The following is a 6,837-nucleotide window of genomic DNA, read 5'->3' on the forward strand; positions in this document are numbered from 1 at the left end:
GCCGCCCAACTCCCCCCACGCCTGCCCCTGCTGAACACCCACCCCGCAGCCGACGTATGAGATCCGCATGAAGTATCGCCACAACGCACCCCCGCGTCGGAGATGGCCGGTTGCCGTACCCCGCACAGGGCGGGCACAGCAACCGGCTCCCCCGCGCAAAGCGCCGCCCCGTAGTCTGTCCTCCGTGGCAGAACCAGTCGTGCGCATCCCGGATGCGAAGGTCGCGCTGTCCACGGCGTCCGTGTATCCGGAGTCGACGGCGACGGCCTTCGAGATCGCCGCGCGCCTCGGTTACGACGGCGTCGAGGTCATGGTGTGGACCGACCCGGTCAGCCAGGACATCGAGGCGCTGCGCAGACTCAGTGACTATCACCAGGTCCCGATCCTCGCCGTGCACGCGCCGTGCCTGCTCATCACGCAGCGGGTGTGGTCGACCGACCCGTGGATCAAGCTCCAGCGTGCCCAGGCCGCCGCCGAGAAGCTCGGCGCGAGCACGGTCGTGGTGCATCCGCCGTTCCGCTGGCAGCGCCAGTACGCGCGGGACTTCGTCAGCGGGATCTGGCGGATGGCGAACGAGACGGATGTGCGGTTCGCCGTAGAGAACATGTACCCGTGGCGCTACCGCGACCGCGAGATGCTCGCCTACGCCCCCGAGTGGGACGTCACGCAGGACGACTACCGGCACTTCACGATCGACCTCAGCCACACCGCGACCGCCCGCACCGACGCGACCGAGATGATCGAGCGGATGGGTGATCGTCTCGGTCATGTCCATCTCGCGGACGGCAACGGCTCGAACAAGGACGAGCACCTCGTCCCGGGGCGCGGCACCCAGCCCTGTGCCGAGCTGCTGGAACGGCTTGCGACGACCGGCTTCGACGGCCATGTCGTCATCGAGGTCAACACCCGGCGCGCGATGTCCGGCGCCGAACGCGAGGCCGATCTCGCGGAGGCGCTCGCCTTCACGCGGCTGCATCTGGCCTCGGCCGTGAAGGTGCCCCGGCGGTGACCGACGCCACCGCGAAGCGCCGGGGCCGGCCCCCTCGTACGGAATCCGCAGACACCCGCGACCGCATCCTGGCCGCGGCCCGGGAGGAGTTCTCCGAGCGGGGGTACGAGAAGACGTCCGTGCGCGGGATCGCGAAGGCGGCCGGGGTCGACTCGGCGCTCGTGCACCACTACTTCGGTACCAAGGAGCAGGTCTTCGAGGCGGCCATCGAGGTCGCCTTCGCCCCGGCGGCGAACGCGCCGGACGCGGTCGCCGAGGGGCCGCTGGACGGCGTCGGCGAGCGGCTGACCCGCTTCATCTTCGGCGTCTGGGAGAACCCGGCCACCCGTAAGCCGCTGCTGGCGGTCGTCCGGTCCGCCGTCAACAACGAGGCCGCCGCGGCCGTCTTCCGCCGGCTCGTGGTCGCCCAGGTGCTGGGCCGGGTCGCCGCCCAGCTGGACGTCCCGGACGCGGAACTGCGCGCCGAGCTCGCGGGCGCGCAGCTGGTGGGGACGGCGATGCTGCGCTATGTGATCAAGGTCGAGCCGCTGGCGTCCGCCGATCCGGAACAGATCATCGCGCGGATCGCGCCGGTGGTGCAGGGGCATCTGACCGGGCCGTGACGGCGTTCTACGGCGAGACAGGCGTCCCGTAACGCCGTCCTGGCGGCGAGATGGGCATCCCGTAATACGGACACCGTGTCCGACCCCTGGATGACCGGCGTACGCTCGTTAGCAGCCCTATCTGTCTGAAGGAGCGATCGACGATGCCCGAGCTGAGGTCCCGTACAGTCACCCACGGCCGCAACATGGCGGGCGCACGCGCCCTTATGCGCGCCTCCGGTGTACCCGGTGCGGACATCGGCCGGAAGCCGATCATCGCGGTGGCGAACAGCTTCACCGAGTTCGTGCCCGGCCACACCCACCTGCAGCCCGTCGGCCGGATCGTCAGCGAGGCGATCACCGCGGCCGGGGGCATCCCGCGCGAGTTCAACACGATCGCGGTCGACGACGGCATCGCGATGGGGCATGGCGGCATGCTCTACAGCCTGCCGTCGCGCGACCTGATCGCGGACAGCGTGGAGTACATGGTCGAGGCGCACTGCGCCGACGCCCTGATCTGCATCTCCAACTGCGACAAGATCACGCCGGGGATGCTGATGGCGGCGCTCCGTCTCAACATCCCTACGGTCTTCGTCTCCGGCGGGCCCATGGAGGCCGGACGCGCCACGCTCCAGGACGGCACCGTCCGCACCCTGGACCTGATCGACGCGATGGTCGACGCGGCCAACGAGAGCATCTCCGACGCGGACGTCCTCAACATCGAGGAGAACGCCTGTCCGACCTGCGGCTCCTGTTCCGGCATGTTCACCGCCAACTCGATGAACTGCCTGACCGAGGCCATCGGCCTGTCGCTGCCGGGCAACGGCTCGGTCCTCGCCACGCACACCGCCCGCAAGGGCCTGTACCAGGACGCGGCCCGCACGGTGATGGACATCACCCGCCGCTACTACGAGCAGGACGACGAGACGGTCCTGCCGCGCAACGTCGCCACCTTCGCGGCCTTCGAGAACGCCATGGCCCTCGACATCGCGATGGGCGGCTCCACCAACACGATCCTGCACCTGCTGGCCGCGGCGCAGGAGGCGGGCGTCTCCTTCGGTCTGGACGAGATCAACGCGGTCTCGCGCCGCGTGCCGTGCCTCGCCAAGGTCGCCCCGAACGTCGCGAAGAACCGCACGTACTACATGGAGGACGTGCACCGCGCCGGCGGCATCCCCGCCCTCCTGGGCGAGCTGCACCGCGCGGGCCTGCTGAACGAGGACGTCCACTCCGTCCACAGCCCGTCCCTCGCGGACTGGCTCAAGACGTGGGACGTGCGCGGGGGATCGCCCTCTCCGGAGGCGGTGGAGCTGTGGCACGCGGCGCCCGGTTGCGTCCGCTCCTCCGAGGCCTTCTCCCAGTCCGAGCGCTGGGAGGCGCTGGACGAGGACGCCGCCGAGGGCTGCATCCGCTCCGCCGAGCACGCCTACTCCAAGGACGGCGGCCTCGCGGTCCTCAAGGGCAACCTGGCCGTCGACGGCTGCGTTGTGAAGACCGCCGGCGTCGACGAGTCCATCTGGACCTTCGAGGGCCCGGCGGTCGTCTGCGAGTCGCAGGAGGAGGCCGTCGAGAAGATCCTCAACAAGCAGGTGACGCACGGCGACGTCGTCGTCATCCGCTACGAGGGCCCCAAGGGCGGCCCGGGCATGCAGGAGATGCTCTACCCGACGTCCTTCCTCAAGGGCCGCGGCCTCGGCAAGACCTGCGCCCTGATCACCGACGGCCGCTTCTCCGGCGGCACTTCGGGCCTCTCGATCGGCCACGCGTCCCCCGAGGCGGCCTCCGGCGGCACCATCGCCCTCGTCGAGGACGGCGACCGCATCCGCATCGACATCCCGAACCGCTCCATCGAACTCCTCGTCGACGACGCCGAGCTGGCCCGCCGCGAGGCCGCGCTGGAGGGCCGCTACGCCCCGAAGCAGCGCGAGCGCAAGGTCTCGGCCGCCCTGCGCGCCTACGCCGCGATGGCCACCAGCGCGGACCGCGGCGCGGTGCGGGACGTCAGCAAGCTCGGCTAGGCACAACAGCTTCCTGGGGTCGCCTCCGTTCCGACGGGGGCGGCCTTTTTCGCTGCCTCGCTACGGCTACCAGGCCCCGGGCGTAAGGGAGTTGACGGCGAAGACCGTGCCGTCGGGGGCGGCGGCGTAGACGCGGTTGTCCGCTACGACGGGTTCGGGCAGGGCCGCGCTGATCTGGTCCGAGTTGGAGTCGAGACGGGCGGGTGTCTGCCCGACGAGTCGTCCCGTGCGGGCGTTCACCGCGAGCAACCGCCCGTCCGCGGCGGTGACATACACCTGCCGCCCGTCCGCGACCGGTGTGGAACCCCGCACCAGGGCCGTCTCCAGACTCCACAACTGCTTGCGCGCGTCCATGTCCACGGCCACCAGCGAGCCGCCCGCCCCCATCACGTACACGACATGCCCGTGCACGGTCCCGTGCCCCTGGTCGAGCGCCAGGGGGAGCGTCACGCGTCGCACCGTCCCGGTTCCGGGGGTGTAACGGACCACGGCCTTCGCGGAGTTGTAGACCGAGTCGAGCGAGAGAAGGAAGACGGACCCGTCGGCCGTGCCGACGGGCTTCAACGTCCCGTCCAGACGCGCGTCCCAGCTCACCTCACCCGTGTCCGGATCGACCGCGGTCACCCGCGTGCTCGTCCCGTCGTCGGACGTGTTCGTCGCGTACGCCACCGGGTCACCCTCGAACGAGGTGAAGTACGGCGCCGGTTGGCCCGGAATCCGATGGCTCCACTTCGTGGCACCCGAGGAGCCGTCCACACCGGTGACCGTCCCGTCCGCATGGGTGAGCAGGAGCATGCCGCCGGCGTCCGCGAGTCCGGTGTACGCGGGGACGGTCTTCTGCCAACGCGCCTTGCCCGTGGCGGGATCGAGCGCCTCCAGCTGCCGCCCGGTGTCCAACGAGGGCTGCACCAGGCCGCCGGACAGCACCGGCGGCCCGCTCCGCTGCGTCGTGGCGACGGCGTGCCGCCACAACAGGCTGCCGTCGGACGGGTCCAGCGCGAACACCACGCCGGGCTGCGCGCAGAGCAACTTCCCGTCCCCGTAAGAGCATTGGGGTGTGCTCTTCTTCGAGACCGGTGCCGTCCGCCATCCGCCGAACGTGGCGCTGGGCGTGGTGTGCGGAGTGGCGCTCTTCGGCGCCGGGTCGCTGTCGTCGGACAACTGGAGCGCGGCGAGCGTGCCGATCGCGGCCAGCCCGAGCGCACCCGCCCCGAGCGCGACCCGCTTGCGCAACCGTCTCCCGCGCCGCCGTCCGGCCTGTTCAGGCTGTTCGGGTTCTGCCGCGGGGGGCTCCGACACGGGGGTGACCCCGGCCCGCTGCGCCGGTATGTACGCCTGCGTGTCGTACGAGGCCGAAACCGACCGGAGTTCACGCATCAGCTCGTCGGGCGTGGGCCGGTCCTCGGGCTCCTTGGCGAGGCAACGCAGCACGAGCGGCGCGATGTTCTCCGGCAGTCCGGCCAAGTCCGGCTCGTCATGGACGACTTGATAGGCGACGACGTATGGGCTGTCGGAGTCGAAGGGACCGCGCCCCGTCGCCGCGTGCACCAGGACGGACCCGAGCGCGAAGATGTCGGCCGCCGGCCCGACCTCCCTGGGCCGCCGGAACTGCTCCGGTGCCATGAACGGCGGCGTGCCGATCAACTTGCCCGTTTCCGTACGGAGTTCGCTGTCTTTCGGCCGTGAGATCCCGAAGTCGATGACCTTCGGCCCGTCCTCGGCGAGCAGCACATTGCTGGGCTTCAGGTCCCGGTGCACGACGCCGACCCGGTGGATGTCACGCAGCGCCTCGGCCAGTCCCGCCATCAGCCGGCGCAGCTCGCCGGGCGCCATCGGCCCGTTCCGCTTCACATGCTCGGACAGGGTCGGCCCGGGGATGAACGACGTCGCCATCCACGGCCGTTCGGCCTCCGGGTCGGCGTCGACCACCGGCGCGGTGAAGGCCCCGCTGACCCGCCGGGCCGCCGCCACCTCCTGCCGGAACCGCCCCCTGAACTCGGGGTCCTGGGCGAACTCCGCGTGGACGACCTTCACGGCGACCTTCATCCCGGAGGTGCTCTGCGCGAGATGGACCACACCCATGCCGCCGGAGCCCAGACACGACTGCAGGCGGTAGTGACCGGCGTACTCGGGAAGTTCCGCTTCCGCGCCCGCTCCGGTGTTGCGCTGTGGCGCCATGGGTACACCCCCGTGCTGATCGTCCGCGCGCGCGACGCACGGAGCCTAGTCGATGACCCGTACGCGACAGAGGCGGCTTGCTGACCTCCGCGTGCGAATTGCGCACATGTGTTTCGTGGCGTGATTTAGGGGAATCATCGTTGCCCCATGGCAGTCATGGGGTCCAACGGGGGAGGTTTTTCATGTCTGTTGACCGTGCACCAGAGGCCGAGGGCGAGAACACGACAGAAGCCGTCACGACGGCGGCCGCGGCCCTGCACTACTACTCCATCGCACCCAACACCCGCGTCAACGTCCGCAGCGGCCCCGGCACCGGTTACACCATCGTTCGCGTCCTGGCCGAGGGCTCCCAGGTCCCGATCTACTGCCAGACGCCGGGCACCACGGTGACGGGCTACTACGGCACGACGAACATCTGGGACAACATCGACGACGGCGAGTACATCTCCGACGCCTATGTGAACACCGGCAGCGACGGCTACGTCCGCCCGCGCTGCTCCTGACTCCACCACCGGCCAAGGGATACTCGTGACATTCCGAAGACGCGCATCCGTCCTCCTCGCGGGCACGGCCGGAGCCCTTCTTCTCGTGATGGGTTCACCGGTCACCGCCAGCGCGGTGCAGACCTACACGACGGCCAACGTCACCCTCTACGTCCGCAATGGTCCCGGCACGGGCTACAGCATCGTCGGCAGCCTGCCTGGGGGTTCCAAGGTGCCGATCTACTGCCAGACACCGGGGACGACGGTCACGGGCACCTACGGCACGACGAACATCTGGGACAACATCAGCAACGGCGAGTTCGTCTCGGACGCGTACGTGAACACGGGCAGCGACGGCTACGTGGCCGACCGCTGCGCCTGAGCCCCGAAGGAGCCCGCGTCGGCCCCGGAGCCATAATCGTCCCGTGAGCGACGAAAACGGCACCCAGGACACCGGCGCGGGCTCCCGGGGCTCAGGCGCAGCGGTCGGCCACGTAGCCGTCGCTGCCCGTGTTCACGTACGCGTCCGAGACGAACTCGCCGTTGCTGATGTTGTCCCAGATGTTCGT

6 protein-coding genes and 1 pseudogene are annotated in these 6,837 nt (G+C 70.1%); 5 read left to right on the plus strand and 2 right to left on the minus strand.

Going from position 1 to position 6,837, the window contains the following annotated elements:
- Window positions 1–184 precede the first annotated feature (184 nt).
- The 3 genes from JHN45_RS48995 to ilvD all read left to right on the plus strand — a co-directional run bounded on the left by JHN45_RS48995 (window position 185) and on the right by ilvD (window position 3,608).
- The gene (locus tag JHN45_RS48995) at window positions 185–1,009 is read left to right on the plus strand and encodes a sugar phosphate isomerase/epimerase (protein WP_200716958.1); all 825 of its coding nucleotides are present in this window, start codon (window positions 185–187) and stop codon (window positions 1,007–1,009) included.
- Window positions 1,006–1,611, plus strand: a complete 606-nt coding sequence (locus JHN45_RS49000; RefSeq protein ID WP_200716957.1) for a TetR/AcrR family transcriptional regulator — start codon at window positions 1,006–1,008, stop codon at window positions 1,609–1,611. The genes JHN45_RS48995 and JHN45_RS49000 overlap by 4 nt, the downstream gene beginning before the upstream one ends.
- A gap of 143 nt (window positions 1,612–1,754) precedes the next feature.
- Window positions 1,755–3,608: a dihydroxy-acid dehydratase gene (gene ilvD / locus JHN45_RS49005; protein WP_201055960.1), complete on the plus strand. Its 1,854-nt coding sequence runs from the start codon at window positions 1,755–1,757 to the stop codon at window positions 3,606–3,608.
- A gap of 66 nt (window positions 3,609–3,674) precedes the next feature.
- Here the strand turns inward: ilvD and JHN45_RS49010 are convergent, their stop codons facing one another.
- A complete protein-coding gene (locus JHN45_RS49010) occupies window positions 3,675–5,786 on the minus strand; it encodes a serine/threonine-protein kinase (RefSeq protein WP_201055961.1) in 2,112 nt (703 codons plus the stop codon).
- A 182-nt stretch (window positions 5,787–5,968) separates the two neighbouring features.
- Here JHN45_RS49010 and JHN45_RS49015 point away from each other — a divergent pair, with 182 nt between their 5' ends.
- Window positions 5,969–6,289 carry an SH3 domain-containing protein gene (locus JHN45_RS49015; protein ID WP_200716954.1) on the plus strand — a complete coding sequence of 107 codons (321 nt, stop codon included), beginning with the start codon at window positions 5,969–5,971 and terminating at the stop codon, window positions 6,287–6,289.
- A 25-nt stretch (window positions 6,290–6,314) separates the two neighbouring features.
- Entirely contained in the window at window positions 6,315–6,650 is a 336-nt protein-coding gene (locus tag JHN45_RS49020) for an SH3 domain-containing protein (protein ID WP_374192832.1), read from the plus strand.
- Window positions 6,651–6,741: 91 nt separating this feature from the next.
- Here JHN45_RS49020 and JHN45_RS49025 read toward each other — a convergent pair.
- Window positions 6,742–6,837 (minus strand): annotated as a pseudogene (locus JHN45_RS49025) (peptidase); the annotation flags it as partial.

This window comes from Streptomyces sp. MBT53 (genome assembly GCF_016654115.1).
Classification (GTDB): domain Bacteria; phylum Actinomycetota; class Actinomycetes; order Streptomycetales; family Streptomycetaceae; genus Streptomyces.